The sequence below is a fragment of the Flavobacterium agrisoli genome, assembly GCF_016522065.1.
GTDB lineage: Bacteria > Bacteroidota > Bacteroidia > Flavobacteriales > Flavobacteriaceae > Flavobacterium > Flavobacterium agrisoli.
Window position 1 is genome coordinate 370705 of sequence record NZ_JAEHFV010000003.1, and the last position, 23680, is coordinate 394384.

Sequence of the window (23680 nt, forward strand, 5' to 3'; positions counted from 1 at the left end):
TTAGATTTGAATGCAAAGTTCCTTATTCTCTCGTAGATTAAAACCGTGTTTTTTATTTTTAACAAAAAAATAGGTTTCCAAAACTTCTTTTAATTGCGAAAAACAAAAATAAATACAGCTAGCTCCTTATTTCAAAGAACTTCTTAAAATGGAAACAGGGTGTTGGGCTTCTCTTTTGGTACCATCATAAATTTGATGCCTGCAGCTTGTTCCTGCAGCCGAAATACTGGTTGTGGAATCCGTTTTTCTGATTTTTGGAAAAAGCGTGTCTTCTCCCATTTGCATGCTTATTTCGTAATGTTCTTTTTCATAACCAAATGAACCCGCCATCCCGCAACAACCCGAATTGTATATAGTTACGATCGTATTCTCGGGTAAATTGAGCATGGCAAAAGTTGCTTCAACGCTGCTAAGGGATTTTTGATGGCAATGGCCGTGAATTTTTATTTCGCGTTTTTCGGTAGAAAAGGCCTCGGAAGTAATCTCATTTAATTCAATTTTATTTTTGAAAAATTCTTCTATGGTGAAAACATTTTTAGCCAATTCTTCAGCTGCTTTTTTGTCATTTGCCAAACGAATATATTCATCTCTAAACGTTAAAATTGCCGAAGGTTCAAGTCCAATTAAGGGTGTGTTTTCGGAAATAATATCTTTAAAAATAGAAACATTTTTGTTAGCAATTTCTTTAGCTTCTTCTAAAAAACCTTTGGATAAATAGGAGCGGCCGCTTTCGGGGTGTTCTATTGTTTTTACTATATAACCCAATGATAACAACAATTCGTAGGCATCAATTCCGATTTGCACATCATAGAAATTGGTGAATTCATCAACAAAAAGGTACAATTCGCCTTTTGAATTATGAGGCGTTTTAGCATTTTTAGCAAGCCATTTTCTAAAAGTTTGTTTGGCTAATTTAGGCACATTGCGCTCGGGTGCAATGCCCATGTTTTTTTTCATCAGCGGATGATTGGAAACAAAGTTGGTGATGGTTGGAAATTTACTTCCTAATTGGTTTAATTTGGCATTATTAGCAAAAATTTTATTGCGTTTAGTAAAACCATTTGCTTTTTGATATTGGTATAAAAATTCGGCTTTTAATGTTGCCACATCCACATTACTCGGGCATTCGCTGGCACAAGCTTTGCAACTCACACACAATTCAAAAACTTTGTACAATTCTTCCGAATCGAATTTATTTTCTTTTTCAGAATAGGTTAAATATTCGCGTAAAGCATTTGCTCTTGCTCGTGTAGTTTCTTTTTCATTTCGGGTTGCTCGGTAACTCGGACACATAGCGCCACCGGCAGAGGGTAATTTGCGGCAATCACCTGAACCGTTACATTTTTCGGCAGCACGAACAATACCTAAACTATCCGAGAAATCTTGAAAGGTTTTGATATTGGGTTCTTTTCGACCAGAAATTACACGATGGTTTTCGTCCATTTTAGGAGTATCTACAATTTTTCCCATATTCATTACCGAGTACGGATCAAATGCTTTTTTAAGTCGTTTGAGTAGTTCGTAGTTTTTTTCGCCAATCATAAATGGTATGAATTCGCCGCGAACGATTCCATCGCCATGCTCACCACTTAAAGAACCACGGTATTTTTTAACCAAATGTGCTACTTCTGTAGCGATAGTTCTAAAAAGTACCAAATCTTCTTTTTTCTTCAAATTGAGTTCGGGGCGCAAGTGCAATTCGCCGGCTCCAGCGTGTGCATAATAAATGGCTTTTTGACCGTAACGTTCCATCATCGCCGTAAAATCGGCAATATAATTGGGCAAATCACTTAACTCAACCGCGGTATCTTCAATAGAGTCGGCGGCTTTATCATCGCCCACAATGCTTCCTAAAAGTCCCAAACCGGCTTTACGCAAATCAACCACTTTGTTTATATCATCGCCATAAATTTTAACCGATGCATAACCAAAATTATTTTTTTCTAAATCAGTAATCAAGGCTTCGGCTTGTCTTTCAACTTCTTCAACAGAATGGGCGGCCAACTCAAACATCATAATGGCTTTGGGTTCTCCCACCAAAAAGAAACGATTTTTAGATTGTTCGCGATTGGTTTTGGTACACTCCAAAATCACATCGTCAATCATTTCGCAGGTGTACAAATGATGTTTCATAGCCACCACAACCGACTCAAGTGATTCTTGAATATTGTCGTAATGTGCCACTACCATGATGTTGTGTGGCGGCGGTAAATCATCAACTTTTAAGGTTACTTCAGTCGTAAAAGCCAAAGTTCCTTCACTTCCACAAAGTAATTTTCCGAGATTGATAGTAGGTTCAGTTCCTCCAAAAAGTTCCGATTTTAATAAAACATCGACTGCATAGCCGGTATTTCTTCGGTGAATTTCGGGTTTTGGAAATTCATTTTTGATTTCATCTTGAATGGCTTTATTCGAAAGTTCTTCGTAAACTGAACGGTAAATTTGGTTTTCTAACGAATTGCCTTTGGTTTTTTGAAGAAATTCGGCAGAGGTCAATTCTGAAAAAACGACTTCTGAACCATCGCTCAAAAAAGCAGTAATCGAAACAATTTTATCACGAGTCACCCCATAACGAATAGAAGTAGTGCCCGACGAATTATTGCCGACCATTCCGCCAATCATACAGCGGTTGGAAGTAGAAGTGATGGGGCCAAAAAAAACGCCATACGGTTTTAAAAACAAATTGAGTTCATCGCGAACAACTCCCGGTTGTACCGTTACGGTTTTTTCGGTTGTATTGTAGCCAATAATCTTGGTGAAATATTTAGATACATCCACAATAATTCCTGTTCCCACGGTTTGACCAGCCAATGAGGTTCCTGCGGTTCTTGGCGTTAGCGAAATTTGATGCTGCGCCACAAAATGTATCAATGTTTGAATATCCAATTTGGTTTCCGGTATCGCAACGGCTACCGGTTTCATTCGGTAAACAGAAGCATCTGTTGCATACAATGTTTTGTGCAAATCATCAAAATAGAGTTTGCCTTGTAACGATGTGGCAAGCTGTTGTAAATCAGATGTTGATACCATAGGATGTGTTTGTTTTCGGTACTTTATTTTTTTGAAAGCAGCTGCAAATATAGAAAATATTAAGGGCTTTAGAGAGGCATCATTTCGTTAATTTCATGTATTCAATTTGTAGCTAATTGCATTATTTATAAAAGATTTCAAAGAAATTTCAGATTGGTATACTTTCTTTAAATTTTATTAGTTGTTTTATATGAGACATTTGTAAAAACGCTATTTTTGGTCTCCGATTAAATTCAATTAAAATGTATAAAAACCAGTCGTTTCCTTTATTTTTTTTATTGTTTTTTAGTTGTTTTGGATGGCAATCCAAGGCACAAAAAAGAGAAGTACATCCTAAAAATGAATTTAGAGGAGTATGGATTGCAACCGTTGTAAACATCGATTGGCCAAAAGCAAGTACCGATTGGGTTGAAAAGGAAAAAGCGGATTATCTGGAAATTTTAGATACGTATAAAAAATTAAATTTTAACGCCGTAATTGTACAAATTCGAAGCGTAGGAGATGCTTTTTATCCGAGTAATTTATCGCCATGGTCGCGTTTTTTAACGGGTAAAGAAGGGGTAGAACCAAATCCGTATTACGATACACTGGAGTGGATGATTGATCAAGCACACCAACGGGGATTCGAATTTCATGCTTGGATGAATCCTTATCGTGCAACTTTTGATTTGAATAAAGCACAATTAAGTCCCAACCATGATATTTTCAAACATCCTGAATGGATGATTGAGTATGGCGGCAAAATGTATTACGATCCTGCTTTGCCCGAAGTACAATCGCATTTAACTACAATCGTAGAAGAAGTGGTAGAAAAGTATGATGTTGATGCCATTCATTTTGATGATTATTTTTATCCATATCGTGTTCCTGGAAAAGATTTTAACGATTCTAAATCGTATGCGAAATATGGCAACGGAAGAAGCTTAGCCGATTGGAGAAGGGAAAATGTTAATGATTTTGTTCGAAATATTTCGGTGGCCATTAAAACTTGTAAACCCTGGGTGCAATTCGGAATTAGTCCGTTCGGAGTTTGGCGAAATAAATCGGTTGATCCAAAAGGTTCTGATACGCAGTCGACTTCTAATTATGATGATTTGTATGCCGATCCTTTACTTTGGATGGATGAAAAATGGATTGATTACATTGTACCGCAACTGTATTGGAGCATGAATAATCCGCGTGCTTCGTATTCTAAGTTAGTAAAATGGTGGTCCGAAAATGCTAATAATACAGCCATTTACATTGGTCATGCCACTTATAAAATTAAAGCCGATAGTGATAAAAGCTGGAATTTTGCCACCGAAATTCCAACTCAAATTGATTTCTCAAGAAATTTTAAAAACGTAGGCGGAAATGCTTTTTACAGCGCCAAAATGTTTGTAAATAAAAATTTGGATGTGGTGCGTATGTTAGAAGAAAAGCAATTCAAATATCCCGCTTTACCTCCTGCGGTTCCCAATTTAAAAAAGACAATTACTGATATTCCCGTAATAACGGAGTTTATTAAAGATGCGCAATCGTATTATTTTACGATAAAAAGTCCGCTGAATACCAAAGTCAGATACATGGTTTTATATGGTGCTGAAAATCTTCAAAAAATAGACACCAACAACCCGAGTCAAATTATAGATAAATTTGTGGTAAACGAAAAATATGGAAACATTTACGTTACCATTCCAGTTGCTAAAATGAACAATTTAAAAGGTTGCGCACTTTCTTTTGTTGATTTTGCGGCAAACGAAAGCAAGGCAACTCCACTTGATTTAAATACCATTATCAAAATTAAAATACCACAAGCAAGTAATGAAAGCAAATAATCAACCATGGTTTTGGATTCCGTTACTCAATTTTGCTTCGGGATTTCCATACGTAATTATCATTTCGGTTTCGGTTTTAATGTACAAAAACCTAGGTATTAGCAACGAAGATATTGGTATGTATACTAGTTTGTTGTACTTGCCTTGGGTTATTAAACCGCTTTGGAGTCCTTTTATCGATTTGCATGGAACCAAAAGAAAGTGGTTTTTGAGCATGCAATTGCTTATTTCCATCGCTTTTTTGCTCGTTGGTTTTATTATTCCATTTAATGGGTTTTTCATCATGAGTTTGGCCATTTTTTGGGTAGCGGCTTTTGCTTCGGCATCCAACGATGTAGCTACCGATGGCTTTTATTTATTGGCCTTAGAAAAGGAACAACAATCACTTTTTCTGGGAATTAGAAGTACGTTTTATCGTGCCTCTATGTTAACGGGTAACGGATTGATCATTTTATTGGCAGGTTATCTGGAAAATAAATATGGAGACAATCAAAAGGCATGGTCGTATACGATGATTTTTGTAGGTTTGGTAATGACGTTTTTAACGGTTTATAATTATTTTGCTACTCCAAAAGCCGAAATTCCGCTAAAAGAAGGCGAATCCGAAGAGAAAAATTTTGCTACCGTATTTGCTAGTTTTTTCAAAAAGAAACAAATCGGATTAGTATTAGCTTTTATTCTGTTGTTCCGATTGGGAGAATCGCAATTATTAAAAATGTTAACGCCTTTTTTGGTCGATAAAACCGAAGTAGGAGGGTTAGGACTAGTTACAGAAGATGTCGGCATTATTTACGGTACTTTTGGATTAGTAGCCTTAACAATTGGGGGTATTTTAGGCGGTATTGCTATCTCTAAAAATGGATTAGGAAAATGGATGTTACCCATGATTTTAACCATGCATTTGCCTATTTTAGGCTTTGTATTATTGGCTCATTTTCATCCTGCTTCTATATATTACGTCTATGTGGTGGTTATTTTAGAGCAATTTGGCTACGGATTTGGTTTTGCAGCCTTTATGATGTATTTAATTTACGTAGCCGAAGGCGAATCGAAAACATCGCATTATGCTATTGCTACTGGCTTTATGGCTTTAGGGATGATGTTGCCTGGAATGCTGAGTGGTTACATTCAGCAATATTTAGGTTATGGCAATTTCTTTATTTGGGTATTTTTAGCCACAATTCCAGGATTGATTTTATCGCGATTTTTAATTTTTCCAAAAGATTTTGGGAAGAAAATCTCGGAGTAAATCCAATTTCTGAAAGTAATTTACAAAGTAATGAAAACAAGTACTTTAAGTATTCAAGAAAAAGTTGGACAATTCTTTTTTCCGGCCGTTTTTATTAACGACACCGAAGAAAACATTCAAGCTACAGAAAAACTTATAAAAAAATACCATATTGGCGGATTGACTTTTTTTCATTCGCGTGCCAGTGCGGCGACCAATTATGAAGCCAAGAAAAAAGTCGAGTTTCATGACGACAGTTATTTGCGTTTAAAAGAACTAGTGGCGCGTTACCAAAAGTGCGCTAAAATTCCTTTATTAATTAGTATTGACGCCGAATGGGGTTTGGCAATGCGTGTTGAAAAAACACCTCAATATCCGTATGCGCTCACTTTGGGTGCCATGCCCGATTCGCAAAAACAATGGGTTTACGAAGTAGGTAAACAAATTGGTCTTGATTTAAAATCGGCTGGGATAAACTACAATTTGGCACCTTTGGCTGATATCAATAACAACCCAAATAATCCGGTTATAGGGTATCGTTCTTTTGGGGAAGACAAACAAAAGGTAGCTGATTTTGCTCTTGAATACCTACGCGGAATGTCGGAAGTGGGTGTTTTAGGTTGCTTGAAACATTTTCCTGGACACGGAAATACGAATGTTGATTCGCATTTGGGATTGCCTGTTTTAGAAGAAACTCTCGAAGAATTATTAGAAAATGAATTGTATCCGTTTATCAAAGGAATTGAAAATGATGTCGATTCGATTATGATCGGACATTTGGCTGTTCCGGCGTTAAATAATGGTAAAAATACTTCGGCAACTTTATCAAAAGCAATTATTAAAGATTTATTGCGAAAAGAATTGGGATACGATGGGTTGGTGATTTCGGATGCACTCAACATGCGTTCTGTATCCGATTTGTATGCAGAAAAAGGTCACTTAGAATGGGAAGCTTTTCAGGCAGGAAATGATGTATTGTGTTTTGCCGAAAATATTCCCGAAGGCATTCAGGCCATTTTACAAAAAGGAACCGAAGATCGAATTAAAGAAAGTTTTAATCGGATTTGGAAATGCAAAGAAAAAGCGGGTTTATTTACAGAAAATAAAACAGAAATTCCGAATTTGAATTTTGAAAAAGCGCATGAAATCAACACTCAAATCGCGCGTTATAGCCTAACCACTATTTTCGATAAGGTACATTTTACAGATCTTCAAAAAAATACTGTAGGTACCTTGAGTATTTATAAATCGGCAGAAAATGAATTTGTTACTCACATAAATTCAGAGTTTAAAACGACTAATTTCGAGATAGCAACAACAACTGATTTTGAATTTAAGGAACTAAAATCCAATTTAGAAACTTTGGATTATGTAGTGATAGTCTTGTTTGTACCCAAAGCCAAACCTTTGCATAATTTTGAAGTGGAAGATGGTATGTTTGAATTACTTTCCGAATTACTTCAAACCAAAAAATGCTTGCTTTACGTGTTCGGAAACCCGTACGTTTTGCCTTTAATTCCGAATTTAAGCCACGCAAAAAGAGTTATTCAAGTCTACCAAGATTTTTCAGAATTTCAAAAAAATGCCGCCATGCATTTTTTAGGACATTATGAATGTGAAGGAAATTTACCCGTTAAAATTGAGTATCAATAATTTAAATGAAACTTTTTTCAATCCATAGCTAAAACTTATTATTAAATAAATATTAATAATCAAACATTATTCTGATAACCGTTTTTTAAGTATTATTTTTGCATTAGTAAAAAAACAACAACTTTAAAAACAAATAATATGTCATTAGTAGGAAAAAAATTCCCTAGCATTGCAGTAGACGCCATTTCTGAAATGGGAGATAATTTAAAAATCAACATCTTCGAAGAAGCGGTAAACAACAACAAAAAAGTATTATTGTTCTGGTATCCAAAAGATTTTACTTTTGTTTGTCCAACCGAATTACATGCTTTTCAAGCTGCTTTGCCTGAATTTGAAAAAAGAAATACAATCGTAATTGGTGCTTCTTGTGATACTAACGAAGTACACTTCGCTTGGTTGAACACTCCAAAAAACAACGGAGGAATTGAAGGTGTTACGTACCCAATTTTGGCGGATACAAACCGTAACTTAGCTAACATTCTTGGAATTTTAGATATTGAGTCAACTGAGTACAGCGAAGAAACAGATTCTGTTATCATCGAAGGATCTAACGTTCCTTACAGAGCTACTTATTTAATTGACGAAACTGGAAAAATCTTCCACGAAAGTGTAAACGATATGCCATTAGGTCGTAACGTAAACGAATACTTGCGTTTGGTTGATGCTTATACGCACATTCAAGTTAAAGGAGAAGTTTGTCCTGCTAACTGGGAAGCTGGTAAAGAAGCTATGTCAGCCGATAGAAACAGTACAGCAGCTTACTTGAGTGCAAACTAAATTTTTATAAAGGTACAAAGGTTCATAGGCAGAGAGTAGCAAAGGTTTTTTGCTATAAATATTTACAAAGGTTTAAAACCTTTGTCCCTTTGAACCTTTGTCTCTTTGAACCTCAAAAAAACAAATAAATGTTAATCGATTTAACCGAAGATACTTTAGCTGATTTAGTAGCTAAAAACGAAAAAGTAGTAGTACAATATTCGGCTTCATGGTGCGGTAATTGCCGTATTATGAAACCCAAATTCAAAAAATTAGCTACTGAAAAAGAAGACATCACTTTTGTTTTAGTTGATGCAGAAAATTCGCCAGAATCAAGAAAATTAGCGAATGTGACCAATTTACCTACTTTTGCCACTTTTGTAAACGGAAAATTGGTAGGCGAAACACAAACAAACAAACAAGAAGTTTTAATTGAACTTGTGAACGAAATCGCTTAAATAATTTTTTTATATAGTAATTTTCAAGGATTGGCCAATCCATTTTACAACAGTTGTTCATACAAATTCTTCTAAAACGACTATAATTCCGAAATAAAATATGAAATTACCTGTAATCAAACAGCTTACCCAATTTATCGAAGAAAACGATCAAGATTATATCATCGAAACCATCGAAGTTTTAGAAGCTATGACTGAAATTCCGTCTTTAAAAGATGAGGAATTGGATGTAATTGGCGAATTAATTTCGAATATGTACGGTGCACTTGAAGTACATAAAATGTTAAAAGAAGGTACCGATAAAAAAGAAGCCTTGAATGCTTTTATGAAGCGTGTCATGGGTTCTATTGACAAATAATTCAATACGTATTATCGAAATAAATAATGGCTCTCGTACCACTTGAGGGCTTTTATGTTTTATAAAATCTAGTTTTGAAAACCTACTGAAGGTTGTTTTTTATCGAAAATCTTAAAAAAATATAAGGTTAGTAAAAATTGGGTATAGCCATACACCGCATCTTCAATAGGAATAGTGAGCATTCGAATATTTAAAAATTCATTCGGATTGTAATTTACAATTGGCTCTTCAATACCGGTTCCCGTAAGAACACCATTTACTGGAAAAAATCCCAACATCAGTATCAAAAACACTAACGAAGCTTGTCCTATCCAATCTGCTTTAGCAATAAAATGTAAGTAAATCAAGGTACAAAATGTGGTTACTGCGGTTACCAAGGTATACCATTTGTCATAATGTAAAAGCGCTATAACTAGTGTGATAATACTACTTCCAAAAACAATCATATTGTTGAATGCATTGGCCCAAGTAAGATCGAAAAACCGATTCAAACAATAATAGGTGAACAAACAAGAAAACGGAATACAGATAAAAAAAAGCCATTCTTCGAGTGGTAAACCTAAAAAGTGAATACCAATAACGTAGTCATAATTAAACCACCAAACGCCCATTTGGGTAAAGCAAACATCCCACAAAATAAAAGGAATACCCACGATTGCAGCTGCTTTTAAAAAGGAGCCAAAATGTTTGTAAAATTGAATGCGTTTATCGAATGAAAAAAGAAAACAAACTATAAAAGCGAAAAAGTTTACGAATAAGTAGGTGTATGATTTATCCATTTTTTTTAGCTAATTGCATTTTAAAATATTTTATAGGAACCCAAAGAAAACCAAAACATTCGCCTTCTTCTTTGCCAACGTGTTTATGATGTTGTTTGTGCGCTCTTCGGATTGCTAACAAATACCAATTGGAAGTATTTCGAAAGAATTTGATGCGTTGGTGAATAAAAATGTCGTGTACGAAAAAATAGGCCATCCCGTATAAAAAGATGCCAATTCCGATGAAAAATAAGTAATTAAAATTTTGCTCGGCACCAAAATACAATAAGGCAATCGTAGGCAAAGCAAAAATGACAAAAAACAAATCATTTCTTTCAAAATCGCCTGTATGGCTATGGTCATGATGGTCTTTATGAAGCATCCACAAAAGACCATGCATGATGTACTTATGGATAATCCAGGTGGCTCCTTCCATTAGGAAAAAAGTTATAGCAATTATTAGTATGTTCATATTAAAAATTTCGACGGTTTTTTATTCTATATTGTAGTTTAAAAAATCACGATTTGTTTTATTCTAACTTATTTAAAAGTGTTTTAATTTGTTTCTGCAAAATTACCGAAGTAACTGTATTTTTATATCGAATAAGATAATCTCTGTCTTCCGAAATGTTCTGGTAATATCCTAAAAATTTTGGACAATTTTGCTGTACAGATAATCGAATAAAACGAATTTCGACATTTTCAGAAGCTTGTTGAACTGCTTTTTCAATATTCGCTTTTCCTTTTTTAAAAGTGGCAAGTTTACTTATCGGATTAAAAATATGGTTCGCCCAAATGGTTTGATAAGCCCCTAAATAAGCCAAATGCACATCGGTTTCTGTTTTTTTGCTTAATTCGGTTATCATGTTTTGACAAACCGTTTTGTCTGTAACCGATTGGCTGTATTGTTGCCGTACAACTTCCAAATCAAACGACTGACTTGTTAATTGAAAACCATTTATACAGATTAAAAAAACAGTCACTAATCCTTTCATATAGCAGATATTTTATATTGTAAATAACTACTCATCATCAAAGAGATTTTTTGTCCATTTGGAATACGCACGCGCTCTTGTAATATTTGTTGTGCGGTGGTTTTCTTGATTTTATGAAATAAAGACAAATAATATTTATAAGCCAAGTAAACACCAAATCTTGAAGAAACAGGTAGTTTTTTTATTCCAATTAAAGCTTCTTGAAATTCATTTTCAATTTCTTTTTCAATAGCAATTTTGCTCTTATTGTCAAAAAGTTGCAAATCGATATTAGGGAAATAGGTTCTTCCTAAAATGTGATAGTCCTCTTTTAAATCCCTTAAAAAATTGACTTTTTGAAAAGCCGAACCCAATTTCATGGCAAACGGTTTTAAGGATTGATAGGTGGTTTTATTTCCATCGACAAAAACTTGTAAACACATCAAACCCACCACTTCGGCAGAACCTAAAATATATTCTTGATAGCGGTCGGTATTATAATCAACAGGTTTTAAATCCATTTGCATGCTTTTTAAAAACTGTTCTATCAGCGTTTTGTCAATTTTATATTTGTTGACAGCCCATTGAAAAGAGTGCAAAATTGGATTTATAGAAATGCCTTCTTCGAGCGCCTGCCAAGTTTCTTCTTTGAGTTTTTCCAACAAAACTTCTTTGTTATAATCGTGAAAACTATCTACAATTTCATCCGCTAATCGGACATAACCATAAATGGCATAAATAGCAGGTCGGATGGTTGGACTTAGCGCTAATATTCCTAAAGAAAAACTAGTGCTGTATTTTTTAGTAATGGCTTTGCTCACTTGGTGTGATACTTCGTCAAATAGTATTTTCATAAAGCAATGTTTTTTTAGATTATTGTATTGATTTCGTTGGCAGCAATTTTTCCAGAAATAATGGAGGGCGGAACTCCAGGTCCTGGTACGGTTAATTGCCCTGTATAAAATAGATTGTTTAGTTTTTTATTTTTGATACTCGGTTTTAAAACAGCCGTTTGCGATAAAGTATTAGCCAAACCATACGCATTTCCTTGATAAGCATTGTAATCTTGAACGAAATCGCGAACGCAATAACTTTTTTTGTAATCAATTTTATCGATTAAATGGCGGCTACCGGTGTGTTTTTCTAAACGCTTTATCATTTCTAAAAAATACTGTTCCCGAATTGCCTCGTCATCTTCAATTCCAGTAGCTACGGGCATCAGTAAAAAAACATTTTCGTGCCCTTTTGGCGCTACACCAGCATCTGTTTTCGATGGACAACAAGCGTAAAACAAAGGTTTCTTCGGCCATTTTTTATCTTTGTAAATGGCATCAATATGGTCGTCTAATTCGTTTTCAAAAAATAAAGTGTGGTGTTTTAAGTTCGGAATTTGCTCTGTAAAACCCAAATAATAAATAAGACAGGAGGGGGCGAAAGTTCGGCTCTTCCAGTAATTTTCATCATAATTTTGTTTGTTTTTTTCGAGTAAGGTTTCGGTATGATGGTAGTCGGAAGAAGCAATTACGGCATCAAAAAAATGTTCTGTTTCGTTACTGATTATCGAAGTTACTTTTTTGTCTTTTGCTACTATTTTTTCAACTGCTTGATTAAAATGAAACTGAACGCCTTGTTGTTCTCCGATTTTTTTCATAGCCAGAATGAGTTGGTAAAAGCCACCCATCGGATACCAAGTTCCTAACGCATAGCCACCGTAATTCATCAGGCTATACAAAGCCGGAATGTGTTGAGGTGCAGCCCCTAGGAAAATCACTGGAAATTCCATTAAAGTTTGCAACCGAGCATCCGAAAAGTATTTTTTCACATAACTTCTAAAGTCAGAAAGTAAATCCAATTTAAAGGCACTCATTGCTATTTTTGGTGAAACAAATTCCAGCCAAGAATGACAAGGTTTTTGTACAAATTCTTTCATGCCAACCTCGTATTTATATTGGGCTGCCTTCATAAAAGCATCTAATTTTTTGCCCGCACCTTTTTCTAAAGATTCAAACAAAACTTTCAGTTCAGAATATTCTTTTGGAACAGCTAATTGGCTATCTGCAAAAATCATTTCAAACTGTGGATTAAGTGCAATTAATTGATAAAAATCACTGGCCTCATAACCAAAATCGTTAAAGAAATCATTGATAATGTCGGGCATCCAATACCAACTTGGCCCCATATCAAAGGTGTAACCATTTTCGGTTTTGAATTGTCTGGCTCTTCCACCTGGAATACTGTTTTTTTCAAAAACATGTACGTCGTGACCTGCTTTTGATGCATAAGCCGCTGCAGCAAGTCCTGATATACCCGAACCTATTATGGCAATTTTCTTTTTCATTTTGATTTTTTTTAGGGTAAATATTGCGTTACCACTTTATCTAATAATTCTGAACTTGCTAAATTTTCAGCAAATATGGGTTGGTGGAAATCTTCTAATTTGCTGAGTAATCGTATCAATTCTACTTTTTCAGTTTCGGTTAAATTTCCTGTAACCACTTTGGTTGCCAGTCTAATTTTATCCATTTGCTTTTCTAGCGCGATTATTCCTTTTTCAGAAATTCCGATGATTTTACTTCTTTTATCTAATGCCGAATCATGTTGTTCAACCCAACCTTGTTGCAACAACCGATTGATAATTTGAATTCCAGCCGATTTTTCTTGAATATTTTTTTTAATCAATTCCATTTTAGTCATAGCTCCCAATGCTTTTAAATTGATGAGGTAAATAAACTCTTCTTGTGTAGAAAAATCAGAGTCATGTATAGCAGCTTTAGAATACGTTTTGGCATAGCGGTTTAAGTGCACGATGAGCGTATTAATAATACTTTCGGCACTTCTTCCTTTTTCTTTTCCTTCCCAATAAGGTTCTTCTGCGTTTGGTTTTGCCTTTTTCTTTTCGGAACAAATCCACTTTTTAAATCCCTCAATGTCCTTGCTAAATGTATTGATTTTGGATAATTCAAATTCTTCCACAAGGTTTATTAGGTCTTTTACCAAATTGTATTTCATTTGAACACTATTTAATTAAAATTAGTATGTAAATATACTTTTAAATTTTAAAATTAGTGTATAAAAATACTATTTATTTGTTTTTTTAAAGAATAAAAGCTAAAACAAAGCACTATTTGGTATTTAATAATAACGAAATACCGCCTTAACTTTTTGGTAAAAATGGAGTTGAATTTTAATAAACGATTGCGTATAATCTCCCAAAATCTTAGTTTTTTTAAAAGCTATTCTTAAATAAATTTTATACTTTTGAAGCTCACATTTAAAAAAAAATTATGGCTTCAATAACATTAGGAGGTAATCCAGTGCATACTTCGGGAAATTTACCAGCGGTAGGTTCGCAATTAGCAGATTTTAAATTAGTTCAAACCGATTTAGGAATTGCAACATTAAATTCGTTTGCAGGAAAAAAAATAGTTTTGAATATTTTTCCTAGTGTAGATACCGGAACTTGCGCTGCTTCTGTTCGAAAATTTAATGAAAAAGCGAGTGCTTTAGATAATACCGTAGTATTGTGTATTTCTAGAGATTTACCTTTTGCGCAAAAACGTTTTTGTGGAGCTGAAGGAATTGAAAATGTAGTGAGTTTATCTGATTTTGTTGATAATTCATTTGGAAAAAGTAACGGTTTGGATATTGTTGATGGTCCTTTGGCAGGATTGCATTCGCGTGCTATTATTGTTACTGATGAAAACGGTAAAATTACGCATACCGAGCAAGTAGCCGAAATTGCAGACGAACCTAACTATGAGGCTGCATTAGCGGCACTTTAATTCTTTTTTAGTGGAATTTCAAAAGGAAAACACTTTCATAAAAGGAAGGTTAAAAAGCGTTACCTATGCTTGTAAAGGAATGTTTAAACTCATTCGTACCGAGCATAGTATAATGGTTCAAATTTCGCTTGGAATTTTGATGACTGTTTTAGGGTTTTATTTGAAAATTTCTCAAACAGAGTGGCTTTTTCAAACCTTAGCAATTGGTTTGGTTCTCAGTATAGAAGGATTGAATACAGCTATCGAAAAAGTGGCCGATTTTATTCATCCGGATTATCATAAAAAAATAGGTTTTATTAAAGATATTGCTGCTGGTGCCGTGTTTTTTGCGGCACTAACAGCAATTTCAATTGGATTAATAATTTACATTCCAAAATTTATTTAGTTTTTAATATTAAGAATGGCAAAATCAACAAAAAAAGAAACTTCGGGTAAAATTGAAAAACCAAAGTCCGAGACAAAACGACCTTGGAAATTGGGCAAACAAAACAAAATAGTTTTGGGTGTGCTTTTGGTATTATTTTCGGTTGCTTTAGGTGTTGCCTTTGTATCCTTTTTTGTTACGGGTCAAGCCGATCAAAGCGCCATCAATTCTTTTGGGGATCGAACTGAGCCAGTGCAAAATTGGTTGGGCAAATTTGGCGCGTATTTGGCTGATTTGTTTATTTACAGAGGATTTGGGTTGGCTTCGTTTTTGTTTGTTCGATTGTTCTTTTTAACGGGCATGTTTCTTTTTTTAGAGTTGTCTCTTAAAAAATTAAAAAACAGTTGGTTTTGGGATATGTTTGCCATTATCATCATCGCCATTTTATTTGGTTTTTTTGCCACTTCGGCTCCCGAATTAGGTGGCACAATAGGGTTTGAGCTAAATTTGTTTTTACAAGATTATATCGGAAAAACAGGAACCTTATTGGTGTTGTTTTTCGGATTAATTGTGTACTTGATTTTTAAAATTAAAGTCTCTCCCGATAAAATTCAGTCAATTTTTGATGTTAGCAAACGACCTGTAAAAACAACGACACCAGCAGTTGCAGATAATGCAGGTGATGCTTATAATTTAGAAGAATTTGCTCTTGATAATGAAGAACTGGAAGAAGAAGATTCGATTCATTTAAAATCGGATGTTTCTAAATTCGAGATTAACAAAGCGGCTTTAAAGCCTACAATTGCGCACACTTCCGAATTACCTAAACAACCATCGAAACCATTAGAAATGGAGGTGAACCCAACATCCCTTCCTATCAAACCTGCAGCTCCTGAAGAGGCTTTTGTAATTGAGCAAGCTCCTGAAGAAGATATTATAGAAGAGAATTTGGCTTCGCGTTTGGTGGCCGATTTTGGTTTGTTTGATCCTACTTTGGATTTGTCAAACTATAAATTTCCTACTATTGATTTACTCAAAGAATATTCTACTGGCGGGATTACCATCAATCAGGAGGAATTAGAAGAAAACAAAAACAAAATTGTAGATACCTTACGCAATTACAAAATCGAAATTGCACAAATCAAGGCAACCGTTGGGCCATCGGTAACCTTATACGAAATTGTGCCCGAGGCGGGTATTCGTATTTCTAAAATTAAAAGTTTAGAAGACGATATTGCCTTATCGTTATCGGCATTAGGTATTCGTATTATTGCACCTATTCCTGGAAAAGGAACTATTGGAATTGAGGTTCCGAACAAAAATCCAACGATGGTTTCGATGAAAAGTGTGATTGGTGCGGCAAAATTTCAAGAAGCCGAAATGGAATTGCCTATTGCGTTAGGAAAAACAATTTCAAATGAAACATTTGTTGTCGATTTAGCCAAAATGCCTCACCTTTTGATGGCAGGTGCCACTGGACAAGGAAAATCAGTTGGTTTGAACGCTGTGATTACATCATTGCTTTACAAAAAACACCCAGCTGAAATTAAATTTGTGATGGTTGACCCTAAAAAAGTCGAACTGACACTTTTTAATAAAATTGAAAGACATTATTTAGCCATGTTGCCAGATTCTGACGACGCTATTATTACAGACAATGCCAAAGTAGTCAATACATTGAATTCATTGTGTGTCGAAATGGACAACCGTTACAATTTGCTAAAAGATGCTATGGTTCGTAACATCAAAGAATACAACGAAAAATTTAAGTCTCGAAAATTGAATCCTGAAAACGGACACCGTTTTTTACCCTATATCATTTTAGTAGTCGATGAGTTTGCCGATTTGATTATGACTGCTGGAAAAGAAGTTGAAATGCCAATTGCAAGACTAGCACAATTAGCCAGGGCTATCGGAATTCACTTAATTATCGCTACACAAAGACCATCTGTAAACGTAATTACAGGTTTAATCAAAGCCAATTTCCCTGCGAGAATTGCTTTTAGAGTATCCTCAAAAATAGATTCTCGAACTATTTTAGATACTCAAGGAGCCGATCAGTTAATTGGTCGTGGAGATTTATTATATTCAAATGGAAACGATGTAGTACGTGTACAATGTGCTTTCGTTGATACCCCAGAGGTAGAAAAAATTGTCGATTTTATCGGTTCCCAAAAAGCTTATGCAACAGCTTATTTGCTTCCAGAATTTGTTGGAGAAGAAAATGGCATTAATCTTGATGTAGATATTTCAGAGAGAGACACCTTATTTAGAGAAGCTGCCGAAATTATTGTGAATTCGCAACAAGGCTCGGCTTCCTTGTTACAACGAAAGTTAAAATTAGGTTACAATCGTGCGGGTCGCTTAATCGATCAATTGGAAGCTGCAGGAATTGTAGGTCCTTTTGAAGGTAGTAAAGCACGAAATGTAAATATTCCAGATATGGCTGCTCTTGATCACTTTTTTAATAATGAACAAAATTAAACAAACATCATGAAAGCAATTCAGCAAGAAATGAATCTCAAAACTACTTTTTTCTCTAAGGCTATTGGTTTTACATTTTTAACAATTTTAGCTTTATTTTTGGTTGCGTTTTCGGCAAATGCTCAAGATAAAAATGCGAAAGCTTTGTTAGATCAAGTAACAGCTAAAGTAAAAAGCTACAATAACATTTCGATAGATTTCAAATATTCGCTAAATAACGCCAAAGAAAACATCAACCAAGATAGTAAAGGAAATGTGATCATGAAAGGCAATCAATATGTATTGAATTTTATGGGAGTTACCAAGATTTTTGATGGTCAGAAAACCTACACGATTGTTCCTGAAGATGAAGAAATTACAATAGCAAAAGTGGATGAAAAAGACGATAGTGCTATTACACCTTCTAAAATGCTAACTTTTTTTAATTCGGGTTATAAGTACAAAATGGACATTGTTCAAAATGTAAAAGGTCGCAAAATTCAGTACATCAAACTCACTCCGACCAATACAAAAGATGCTCGTAAAGAAATTCTTTTAGGTATTGACAGTCAAACCAAGCACATTTATAATTTAATTGAAATGGGTAAAAATGGGACAAAAACAACCTTAACCGTTAATTCTTTTAAAACGAATCAACCATTATCAAAAAATCAATTTACCTTTGCAAAAAGTAAATACCCAAATTACTACATCAATAAATTAGATTAACTGCAAGATTGAAAATCTTAGATAAATATTTATTAAAATCATTCCTGATTACATTTACTACGGTATTTGTAATCTTGTTTTTTATATTCATACTGCAAACCGTTTGGTTGTTTATTGCCGAATTGGCCGGGAAAGATTTGGATTTTGTTTTGGTAATTAAATTCCTTTTGTTTTCTATGCCGCGAATTATTCCGTTAGTGTTACCCCTTTCGGTTTTGTTGGCTTCGATCATGACATTCGGTTCCTTATCTGAAAACTACGAGTTTGCTGCTATGAAATCATCTGGTATTTCGCTACAAAGAGCCATGCGAAGTTTGATTTTTTTCATTACTATTTTGGCTATTGTAGCATTCTTTTTTGCTAATAATGTTATTCCGTTTGCCGAATATAAATTCATTAATTTCCGTAAAAATATTGCGCAAGCTAAGCCTGCAATGGCTATAGCCGAAGGACAATTTAGCGATATTGGGGAATACAATATTAAAGTGAATAAGAAATCGGGTGAAAACGGAAATATTTTGACAGGTATTACCATTCATAAAAAATCGAATAGCGGAAACGGTGCTCGAATAGTTATAAAAGCCAAAGATGGGAAATTGATTAGCAGCGAAAAATCGAGTATTTTAAAAATGGTTTTAAACGATGGTTATTACTACGAAGATGTAATTCCGAAAAAATACGAAGAGCGAAATAAATTGCCATTTGTAAAGAGTTTTTATAAAAAGCAAGTGGTAAATATTGATCTTTCAGAACTCAATAATGTAGATTTAAACGATTCGAGTATTACCAATACCAATAACATGTTGAATGTTAGTGAGCTTAGGTACACTTTAGATTCGTTGAATACCAATTATGATAACGATGTGGTTTCCTTTTCGGAAAATATCAACCAACGTGTAGGATTAAATCACCGTACAATAAAAAGTGATAAACCTCAGAAATTCAAAGCGCTTCCAAAAAATATTTTATCGGTTTTGGATGATACACAAAAATCAGGTTTACTTAAAACAGTACAAAATAATATAAGCAGCACTTTATTTTCTATAGAAGCTTCTAAAAATGAACTTAAAAACAAAGAGCGTAACATTAATAAACACTGGATGGCATTATACGAAAAATTCGTAATTGCCTATGCCTGTTTTTTAATGTTTTTTATTGGAGCTCCTTTAGGCGCCATTATTCGAAAAGGTGGTATAGGTTTGCCTATTGTGTTTGCAGTTCTTATTTTTATTACGTTTCACTTTATAAATACATTTGGTAAAAGATTATCACAAGAAGGCGGTATGACACCATTTATGGGTGCCTGGATGTCCTCTTTTATATTAACTCCTCTAGCAGTTTTGCTTACTTATAGAGCTACTAATGATATCGGTTTAATTAATTTTGATGTCATTTTTACTCCAATTCAAAAAACAATTCAAAAACTGACACAACGGTTTTTTCCAAAACAAACTTAATACACGCTATGGCGACAACAAAAATACAACTCAATACTATTGAGGAAGCAATAGAAGACATCCGACAAGGTAAAGTTATTATTGTAGTAGACGATGAAGACAGAGAAAATGAAGGTGATTTTTTGGCGGCAGCAGAAAAGATTACCCCAGAAATGATGAACTTTATGGCCACACATGGACGTGGATTAATTTGTGCTCCACTTACCGAAAGTCGCTGCCGAGAACTCGATTTAAAACCGATGGTGACCAATAATACCGATCATATGGAAACCGCTTTTACCGTTTCTGTAGATTTAAAAGGGAATGGTGTTACGACAGGAATTTCAGCTTCAGATCGTGCCAAAACGGTTTTAGCCTTAGTTGATGCTAATACCAAACCACACGAATTGGCTCGTCCGGGGCATATTTTTCCTTTAGTGGCCAAACAAGGCGGGGTTTTAAGAAGAACAGGTCATACCGAAGCGGCAATTGATTTTGCTCGTTTGGCCGGATTTAAGTCTGCTGGAGTGATTTGTGAGATATTAAATGAAGACGGCACAATGGCGCGTTTACCACAATTGGTAGAAGTAGCTAAAAAATTCGATTTAAAATTAGTCTCTATCGAAGATTTAGTAGCTTACCGTATGCAACACGACAGCTTAATTGTAAAAAAAGAAGACTTTGATATTGAAACACGATTTGGAACGTTTAGATTGCGCGCCTACGAACAAACCACTAATAAGCAAATCCACATTGCACTTACCAAAGGCACATGGTCTTTGGGAGATGCTATTTTAACGCGTATCCACTCTTCGCAAGTAAATAATGATTTGTTGGGCACGTTAACTAACAATGCCGACCAGCAATTAGATGATATGTTTAAAGTGATTAATGAAAATGGGCGAGGAGCCGTAATTTTTGTAAATCAAGATATGTCGGCTGTGAATTTATTAAATCGAATTACCGAGTTAAAAGAATTACAAGCAACGGGCACGATGAAAGCGCCAAAAGTGGTGATAGATACCAAAGATTACGGTATTGGAGCTCAAATATTACATGACATCGATATTTCAAAAATTCGATTGGTATCCAATACAGAGCAAACAAAAAGGGTTGGAATGATTGGTTATGGTCTTGAAATTACCGAATATGTAAAGTATTAAAAAATAATTTTGAAAATATTTTTTTGCTAACGTATACGAAATGAAATGATTAAATCAACTATAAAAAATTAGCTGATTTTTTTTTGAATTTTTGTTTTTTTATCTAGAAAAACCTCTTATATTTGCACTCGCAATCAGGAAATGATAGCAACATACTGGAGAAATGGCAGAGTGGTCGATTGCGGCAGTCTTGAAAACTGTTGACTGTAACAGGTCCGGGGGTTCGAATCCCTCTTTCTCCGCAGAATTAAAACCCTAACCCTTGTAAATGAAGGAGTTAGGTTTTTTTTGTTTTTACTTTTAGTCCACATTTAGCCCACAACCATTCAAAAACGATTTTAAAACTTATTTACAATACTATATAATCCTTTTGATTCGATTTTAGCTTGTAAATTCCATTCTTGATACATTGAGGAGCATTTCGCAAAAAACATCGTTATACGGCTTTGCATACCCTTCTTTTATCATAATCTCATTTAAAACTCTGCCATCATTTAAAATAAGATAACCAAGACTTCTACCGTATTTGTCTTGAAGGTTATTTTCTTCTTGAATTAATGTGCATTTATCCCCTATTGAAATATTACTTTTTAAAAATTCAAAAGACATATAACCAAGCTTAATTAAAAATGCAGCAGGAATATGCAGCTCTTTTTCATCCTTTTTTATTTTATTACAATAATTCATTTCGGGGGCATCAATGCCATATAATCGAATTTCAAACTGCTTTTTAGTTAAAAAATCTTCTGCAATTAGACCGTCTCCATCGACGAATCCCTTTACTTTCCGAATAATATTTCTTGTCATACGTTTATTAGCGTTAAAATGCCTTAAATAGCATTTGTTAAGTGATTGATTGTTAGATATGTACTTTGTAAATTTAAAAAAAAGTTTAATTAAATACATATTAAGAAATGGCAAGACAAAAAGGGCATATAAAATATGTCGGAACATTAGGCGAAGTGAGACACTTCAAAATTAAAGGTAACGAAGGTTATTTTGCTGGTCTAAAAGGTGGACCAACTGCAGAACAAGTAAAAAATGATCCTGGTTTTATACGTACTCGTGAAAATATGAGTGAATTTACTGCTTGTGCAAACGCAGGTAAATCATTAAGAGTTGGTTTGTCGGCTTTAATGAAACAAATGTCCGATAGTCAACTAACAGGAAGACTAACCGCGATTATGAAAAAAATCAATATTGAAGATGGTTCTGAAGCGAGAGGACAAAGAGCCGTTTTGGTTTCACAACAACCACAATATTTAAAAGGTTTGGATTTCAATCGCAACATTTCTTTTAATGGTGTTTTCAGAGCTCCATTTACATTGACCGCTACAGTTGGAAGGAACGAGAGTACATTAAGTATTCCAGAGTTTAATCCGCTTAATTTTTTGAACATTCCATCAGGAGCAACTCACTTTAGATTTATCAATGCAATATCTGTTGTTTCGGACACTATTTTTAATCCAATTACGGGAGCTTACGAACCTGCCGAGCCTGCTCTAAATGAAATGTCAAACATAGCTTATTCAGATTATACTCCGGTAGATGCTGTAACTCCGATAATTGATGTTACTGCTGCTTTACCAGGTGCGCCAACAATGACAATCAATGTTGCTGTTTTGGGTAGTATTGGAATAGAATTTTATCAAATGGTAGGATCTAATTATTATTTATTCAATGCGGGTAATGCTTTAAAAATCCAAGAGACTTTCTAAAAAAAACCATCAGTTTGTAAGACTGCAAAGTTTGCAATGTTGCAAATTAAGCCCTTTCTAACGAGAGGGCTTTTTGCTTTACACTTATTTACCTATAATGTGCAATTATATAGGGCTTATAGTGCTTTTAAGGGTAGAATAAACATCGGTTTAACGAGAGAAAAATCCAAGGAAGCCTCAATCATCAAATTTGGGAGCTGTCAATCGGATAAGGGGGAATCAGCGCTGTTTTTTTTGAGAGAATGCTTATCGGGAACTTTCATTTGGAATCGGATGTTGTGGCATTCTTTCAAAAAAAATTGCATCCATAGGGGGTTGGGGAAATGGAAGATTGCCCCAACTGTACTTACCGAGTGCGGTGGCAGTAGCGAAACAAGGGTATTTTTATTTGCTTTCGTAAACTTCATTTTTAGCAGAGGGTTTCTTGCAAATAAAAATACTCTTGTGGGCAAATTTGTTTTTTGAGGATGCCTGAAAATGTGTTCAGAAAGCAGGTGTTAGTATTCAGTAGAAAATTTGTTGTGAGACGTTGTGGCATCTTCAAAAAACAATGCAAATACTATCCTATTCAGGGCGGGTGCGTTGGGGTGCGGCTATTTTACATAATAAGCTTATGGTTTCGGTGTGGCTGGTGTTCAGCCATACTGAACCATAATGGCTTATTATGTAACATAGCTTGGGGGTGGTTTTGGGCTTTCGAGCGTTGGGAAGTAGCTTATTGCAGTTGTGGAGTTTACGGAGCAAGCTGCAATGTGCTACTAGAGCGTTGGCAGAAGCCCAAAACCACAGGAGCGTTGGCAGAGCGTTGGCCGGGTGGGAGCAAAAAGGTCAGCGATAGCGTTCCTATTTCTTTTTTTTGTTACTATTTTGTACTTTGGTTAAATTCAAAGTGAAGTTTTGTTGTAAATCAATCTTTATGTAGTTTTGGAATACTTAGTTTAAACTAAACTTTTGATTTAATAAAGTCAACTTTCAAATTTTCAATGTGATAAA

21 protein-coding genes and 1 tRNA gene are annotated in these 23680 nt (G+C 34.7%); 14 read left to right on the forward strand and 8 right to left on the reverse strand.

All coding sequences use genetic code 11. The features are described 5' to 3' along the window. Nucleotides 1–126: 126 nt before the first annotated feature. Entirely contained in the window at nt 127–3030 is a 2904-nt protein-coding gene (locus tag I5M07_RS09865) for an FAD-binding and (Fe-S)-binding domain-containing protein (protein ID WP_200106271.1), read from the reverse strand. 242 nt (nt 3031–3272) lie between these two features. Between I5M07_RS09865 and I5M07_RS09870 the strand changes: the two genes are divergently transcribed. The 6 genes from I5M07_RS09870 (at nt 3273) to I5M07_RS09895 (ending at nt 9300) form a co-directional block, all read left to right on the forward strand. Next, nucleotides 3273–4847 carry a glycoside hydrolase family 10 protein gene (locus I5M07_RS09870; protein ID WP_200106272.1) on the forward strand — a complete coding sequence of 525 codons (1575 nt, stop codon included), beginning with the start codon at nt 3273–3275 and terminating at the stop codon, nt 4845–4847. Continuing rightward, a complete protein-coding gene (locus I5M07_RS09875) occupies nt 4834–6096 on the forward strand; it encodes an MFS transporter (RefSeq protein WP_200106273.1) in 1263 nt (420 codons plus the stop codon). Before I5M07_RS09870 ends, I5M07_RS09875 begins: the two co-directional genes overlap by 14 nt. A gap of 30 nt (nt 6097–6126) precedes the next feature. Next, on the forward strand, nt 6127–7728 hold the full coding sequence (locus I5M07_RS09880) for a glycoside hydrolase family 3 protein (protein ID WP_200106274.1): 1602 nt from the start codon (nt 6127–6129) through the stop codon (nt 7726–7728). Nucleotides 7729–7866: 138 nt separating this feature from the next. Next, nucleotides 7867–8505: a peroxiredoxin gene (locus I5M07_RS09885; RefSeq protein ID WP_200106275.1), complete on the forward strand. Its 639-nt coding sequence runs from the start codon at nt 7867–7869 to the stop codon at nt 8503–8505. A 128-nt stretch (nt 8506–8633) separates the two neighbouring features. Further along, on the forward strand, nt 8634–8942 hold the full coding sequence (locus tag I5M07_RS09890) for a thioredoxin family protein (protein ID WP_200106276.1): 309 nt from the start codon (nt 8634–8636) through the stop codon (nt 8940–8942). A 100-nt stretch (nt 8943–9042) separates the two neighbouring features. Next, complete coding sequence (locus tag I5M07_RS09895) at nt 9043–9300, forward strand: DUF6952 family protein (protein WP_200106277.1); 258 nt, start codon at nt 9043–9045, stop codon at nt 9298–9300. A 68-nt stretch (nt 9301–9368) separates the two neighbouring features. Here I5M07_RS09895 and I5M07_RS09900 read toward each other — a convergent pair whose 3' ends face one another. The 6 genes from I5M07_RS09900 to I5M07_RS09925 are packed head-to-tail and all read right to left on the reverse strand — an operon-like array spanning nt 9369 to nt 14041. After that, nucleotides 9369–10079: a lycopene cyclase domain-containing protein gene (locus I5M07_RS09900; RefSeq protein ID WP_200106278.1), complete on the reverse strand. Its 711-nt coding sequence runs from the start codon at nt 10077–10079 to the stop codon at nt 9369–9371. Then, on the reverse strand, nt 10072–10530 hold the full coding sequence (locus tag I5M07_RS09905; protein WP_200106279.1) for a sterol desaturase family protein: 459 nt from the start codon (nt 10528–10530) through the stop codon (nt 10072–10074). Before I5M07_RS09905 ends, I5M07_RS09900 begins: the two co-directional genes overlap by 8 nt. Before the next feature lie 58 nt (nt 10531–10588). Then, the gene (locus I5M07_RS09910; RefSeq protein ID WP_200106280.1) at nt 10589–11053 is read right to left on the reverse strand and encodes a hypothetical protein; all 465 of its coding nucleotides are present in this window, start codon (nt 11051–11053) and stop codon (nt 10589–10591) included. Continuing rightward, nucleotides 11050–11886 (reverse strand): phytoene/squalene synthase family protein, encoded by an 837-nt coding sequence (locus I5M07_RS09915; protein ID WP_200106281.1) that lies wholly within the window; start codon nt 11884–11886, stop codon nt 11050–11052. The genes I5M07_RS09910 and I5M07_RS09915 overlap by 4 nt, the downstream gene beginning before the upstream one ends. A 14-nt stretch (nt 11887–11900) precedes the next feature. After that, nucleotides 11901–13370, reverse strand: a complete 1470-nt coding sequence (locus tag I5M07_RS09920; RefSeq protein WP_200106282.1) for a phytoene desaturase family protein — start codon at nt 13368–13370, stop codon at nt 11901–11903. 11 nt (nt 13371–13381) lie between these two features. Further along, a complete protein-coding gene (locus I5M07_RS09925; protein ID WP_200106283.1) occupies nt 13382–14041 on the reverse strand; it encodes a MarR family winged helix-turn-helix transcriptional regulator in 660 nt (219 codons plus the stop codon). Nucleotides 14042–14316: 275 nt separating this feature from the next. Here I5M07_RS09925 and tpx point away from each other — a divergent pair, with 275 nt between their 5' ends. From tpx to I5M07_RS09960, 7 genes are all read left to right on the forward strand, one after another. Next, on the forward strand, nt 14317–14814 hold the full coding sequence (gene tpx / locus I5M07_RS09930) for a thiol peroxidase (RefSeq protein WP_200106284.1): 498 nt from the start codon (nt 14317–14319) through the stop codon (nt 14812–14814). 10 nt (nt 14815–14824) lie between these two features. Beyond that, nucleotides 14825–15199: a diacylglycerol kinase gene (locus I5M07_RS09935; protein ID WP_200106285.1), complete on the forward strand. Its 375-nt coding sequence runs from the start codon at nt 14825–14827 to the stop codon at nt 15197–15199. A gap of 15 nt (nt 15200–15214) precedes the next feature. Further along, complete coding sequence (locus tag I5M07_RS09940; RefSeq protein ID WP_200106286.1) at nt 15215–17662, forward strand: DNA translocase FtsK; 2448 nt, start codon at nt 15215–15217, stop codon at nt 17660–17662. A 9-nt stretch (nt 17663–17671) separates the two neighbouring features. Further along, nucleotides 17672–18370 carry a LolA family protein gene (locus tag I5M07_RS09945; RefSeq protein ID WP_233622015.1) on the forward strand — a complete coding sequence of 233 codons (699 nt, stop codon included), beginning with the start codon at nt 17672–17674 and terminating at the stop codon, nt 18368–18370. A gap of 8 nt (nt 18371–18378) precedes the next feature. Continuing rightward, nucleotides 18379–19827, forward strand: a complete 1449-nt coding sequence (locus I5M07_RS09950; RefSeq protein ID WP_200106287.1) for an LptF/LptG family permease — start codon at nt 18379–18381, stop codon at nt 19825–19827. A gap of 8 nt (nt 19828–19835) precedes the next feature. Next, nucleotides 19836–20969, forward strand: coding sequence for a 3,4-dihydroxy-2-butanone-4-phosphate synthase (gene ribB / locus I5M07_RS09955; protein WP_200106288.1), 1134 nt, complete (start codon nt 19836–19838; stop codon nt 20967–20969). A 157-nt stretch (nt 20970–21126) separates the two neighbouring features. Further along, nucleotides 21127–21211, forward strand: a tRNA-Ser gene (locus I5M07_RS09960). Between the two features lie 139 nt (nt 21212–21350). Here the strand turns inward: I5M07_RS09960 and I5M07_RS09965 are convergent. Continuing rightward, nucleotides 21351–21776, reverse strand: a complete 426-nt coding sequence (locus I5M07_RS09965) for a thermonuclease family protein (RefSeq protein ID WP_200106289.1) — start codon at nt 21774–21776, stop codon at nt 21351–21353. 107 nt (nt 21777–21883) lie between these two features. Here I5M07_RS09965 and I5M07_RS09970 point away from each other — a divergent pair, with 107 nt between their 5' ends. Continuing rightward, complete coding sequence (locus I5M07_RS09970; protein ID WP_200106290.1) at nt 21884–22687, forward strand: hypothetical protein; 804 nt, start codon at nt 21884–21886, stop codon at nt 22685–22687. Nucleotides 22688–23680: the final 993 nt, after the last annotated feature.

Coding starts and splice junctions, on each gene's coding strand:
- I5M07_RS09895 (WP_200106277.1), top strand. CDS start 9,043: ATGAAATTACCTGTAATCAAACAGCTTACCCAATTTATCGAAGAAAAC.
- I5M07_RS09965 (WP_200106289.1), bottom strand. CDS start 21,776: ATGACAAGAAATATTATTCGGAAAGTAAAGGGATTCGTCGATGGAGAC.
- I5M07_RS09915 (WP_200106281.1), bottom strand. CDS start 11,886: ATGAAAATACTATTTGACGAAGTATCACACCAAGTGAGCAAAGCCATT.
- I5M07_RS09875 (WP_200106273.1), top strand. CDS start 4,834: ATGAAAGCAAATAATCAACCATGGTTTTGGATTCCGTTACTCAATTTT.
- tpx (WP_200106284.1), top strand. CDS start 14,317: ATGGCTTCAATAACATTAGGAGGTAATCCAGTGCATACTTCGGGAAAT.
- I5M07_RS09890 (WP_200106276.1), top strand. CDS start 8,634: ATGTTAATCGATTTAACCGAAGATACTTTAGCTGATTTAGTAGCTAAA.
- I5M07_RS09945 (WP_233622015.1), top strand. CDS start 17,672: ATGAAAGCAATTCAGCAAGAAATGAATCTCAAAACTACTTTTTTCTCT.
- I5M07_RS09900 (WP_200106278.1), bottom strand. CDS start 10,079: ATGGATAAATCATACACCTACTTATTCGTAAACTTTTTCGCTTTTATA.
- I5M07_RS09885 (WP_200106275.1), top strand. CDS start 7,867: ATGTCATTAGTAGGAAAAAAATTCCCTAGCATTGCAGTAGACGCCATT.
- I5M07_RS09925 (WP_200106283.1), bottom strand. CDS start 14,041: ATGAAATACAATTTGGTAAAAGACCTAATAAACCTTGTGGAAGAATTT.
- I5M07_RS09905 (WP_200106279.1), bottom strand. CDS start 10,530: ATGAACATACTAATAATTGCTATAACTTTTTTCCTAATGGAAGGAGCC.
- I5M07_RS09865 (WP_200106271.1), bottom strand. CDS start 3,030: ATGGTATCAACATCTGATTTACAACAGCTTGCCACATCGTTACAAGGC.
- I5M07_RS09870 (WP_200106272.1), top strand. CDS start 3,273: ATGTATAAAAACCAGTCGTTTCCTTTATTTTTTTTATTGTTTTTTAGT.
- I5M07_RS09910 (WP_200106280.1), bottom strand. CDS start 11,053: ATGAAAGGATTAGTGACTGTTTTTTTAATCTGTATAAATGGTTTTCAA.
- I5M07_RS09920 (WP_200106282.1), bottom strand. CDS start 13,370: ATGAAAAAGAAAATTGCCATAATAGGTTCGGGTATATCAGGACTTGCT.
- ribB (WP_200106288.1), top strand. CDS start 19,836: ATGGCGACAACAAAAATACAACTCAATACTATTGAGGAAGCAATAGAA.
- I5M07_RS09880 (WP_200106274.1), top strand. CDS start 6,127: ATGAAAACAAGTACTTTAAGTATTCAAGAAAAAGTTGGACAATTCTTT.
- I5M07_RS09940 (WP_200106286.1), top strand. CDS start 15,215: ATGGCAAAATCAACAAAAAAAGAAACTTCGGGTAAAATTGAAAAACCA.
- I5M07_RS09970 (WP_200106290.1), top strand. CDS start 21,884: ATGGCAAGACAAAAAGGGCATATAAAATATGTCGGAACATTAGGCGAA.